Below are 1,644 nucleotides of genomic sequence, written 5' to 3' on the forward strand. Positions count from 1 at the left end.
ACGCCAGCCTAAAAATTAAAAGATATCTACTTTCTATATTACGCATATCGATGTAGTTTGAACTTCAAGGGCACATAACGCTGCATTAAGAGGTGAACAACGCGAAGCTGTGAACCGTAACATTCTTGCTTGGTATGCCAAGCGTTGTGAATCCTTCTTAAATGCTTTGTTAACCCTGTGTACGAAAGTACACGAAATAAGCCCTAGTGTAGCTGGGTGTTGTATAGCTACACAAAACAATAGCCGTTACCTCACGGTAACAAATTAAATTAAATCTCATAAGGAGAATATATTATGGAATTGAAATACCTTGTTTGCGATTTCAACGAACTATTAGGTAAAAATTCACAAGAACAGCAAGATGTTTTGAACGAACTATTACCTAAAATCTTAGAGTATAAAATTACCTTAGATAAAAAGATTCAAAGTAATTTACATCGCCACGCGATTAAAAGCCCTACTTGGCATTATTAATCTTATCTTGTAGATAAAGAAGAAACTCACGGCTATCACCAAGAGCTTTTGCGTACACATCTACATAGTTTGCATCAAAATGTTGAAGGATACCTACAACCTCAAAATAACACCCAGATTGGTTAAGATATTCACCAGTTTTAGGTGGGTATGGAGAGTGTATCGGTGTATCTCTGTCGAAACCTTCAAAGTGACGACCAGTTTCGATGTTGAATAAATAGTGTAATGTTGGTTCTTCTTTCTCTTTCATGATTTCAATTTCCTTTTGTTGGTTGATTTTACAACCATAACACAATAACCTATAAACATTACGAGAGGTGTATCATATGAAACGACATTTACAAGGTTATGAAGAGCATAAGCAAGAGCTTGTTTATAAACTTAAAGACGCACTAGTCCGACTAGATAAGCTTGAACCTAAGCTGCTATCTTTCGCTAAAAGGTTAGAAGAAAAAGGTTTGATTTTTCAAGATAAATGTACTGGCGAGTGGAAACTGGTTAAAAATAACCTCCACTGATTAGGTGGAGGTTATTGGGCGTTAATCGACTTTGAACCTCGAAGTGTCATAACAGTTTTCCTCTAACGCTTCCAATACCATGGAAATTTCAAGTTTCAACTTATAGTACGTATTCAAAAGGTACACTCCATTTTCAGGTGTGTTCTCTTCCCCAAAACATACTATCTCCGCTAATAGTGACTCGCATTTTCGCAGAAGATATTCTGCTCTGAGCAAAAGATCTCCATCGGTAAACATTGGGTTGTGGTACGGGTTTTTCTGTAGATCCATAAGACCTCCTTAGTTGGTTGTTGTAAGTAATATGTTTTTGCGAAGTGTTAGGAAGATTCTTTAATTCATAATAAAGAATCTGATCTCTGTCACTATCAATAGATTACTTGTAACTACCAGAACTAAGCCACGTCGAGATTATGCCGATAAGTTCATAAACAATCAAGAGCTTATCTGCGATTATTTGGAACAAAGTAACAACCCTCCCACATCCTTGATGTGACATAGATACATTTGTGTTTATGTGGAGGATTGTGTGAGGGTTAACGCCGCATTAAGGGGCAGACAACGCAAACCACTGAACTCAAACTAGCCAGCCGTAACCTCAAATGCCAACCAAACCAAAACTGCCAAGCGTTGACTGTCCCTCTTGAATGCTTTG

Annotated in this window: 3 protein-coding genes; 2 read left to right on the top strand and 1 reads right to left on the bottom strand. The window is 37.4% G+C overall.

Features of this window, described 5'->3' with window-relative positions; all coding sequences use genetic code 11:
• Positions 1-294 precede the first annotated feature (294 nt).
• Positions 295-474 carry a hypothetical protein gene (locus tag B7C60_RS00040; protein ID WP_099609929.1) on the top strand — a complete coding sequence of 60 codons (180 nt, stop codon included), beginning with the start codon at positions 295-297 and terminating at the stop codon, positions 472-474.
• On the opposite strand, the gene B7C60_RS00045 is transcribed toward B7C60_RS00040, so the two are convergent.
• Positions 458-724, bottom strand: coding sequence for a hypothetical protein (locus B7C60_RS00045; protein ID WP_099609930.1), 267 nt, complete (start codon positions 722-724; stop codon positions 458-460). The two genes, B7C60_RS00040 and B7C60_RS00045, sit on opposite strands and share 17 nt — an antisense overlap.
• A gap of 76 nt (positions 725-800) precedes the next feature.
• Between B7C60_RS00045 and B7C60_RS00050 the strand changes: the two genes are divergently transcribed.
• Positions 801-992 carry a hypothetical protein gene (locus B7C60_RS00050; protein WP_099609931.1) on the top strand — a complete coding sequence of 64 codons (192 nt, stop codon included), beginning with the start codon at positions 801-803 and terminating at the stop codon, positions 990-992.
• Positions 993-1,644 lie beyond the last annotated feature (652 nt).

This window comes from Vibrio fujianensis (assembly GCF_002749895.1).
Classification (GTDB): domain Bacteria; phylum Pseudomonadota; class Gammaproteobacteria; order Enterobacterales; family Vibrionaceae; genus Vibrio; species Vibrio fujianensis.

Excerpts from the sequence above, each read along its gene's own strand:
- B7C60_RS00050 (WP_099609931.1), top strand. The coding sequence starts at position 801 with ATGAAACGACATTTACAAGGTTATGAAGAGCATAAGCAAGAGCTTGTT.
- B7C60_RS00040 (WP_099609929.1), top strand. The coding sequence starts at position 295 with ATGGAATTGAAATACCTTGTTTGCGATTTCAACGAACTATTAGGTAAA.
- B7C60_RS00045 (WP_099609930.1), bottom strand. The coding sequence starts at position 724 with ATGAAAGAGAAAGAAGAACCAACATTACACTATTTATTCAACATCGAA.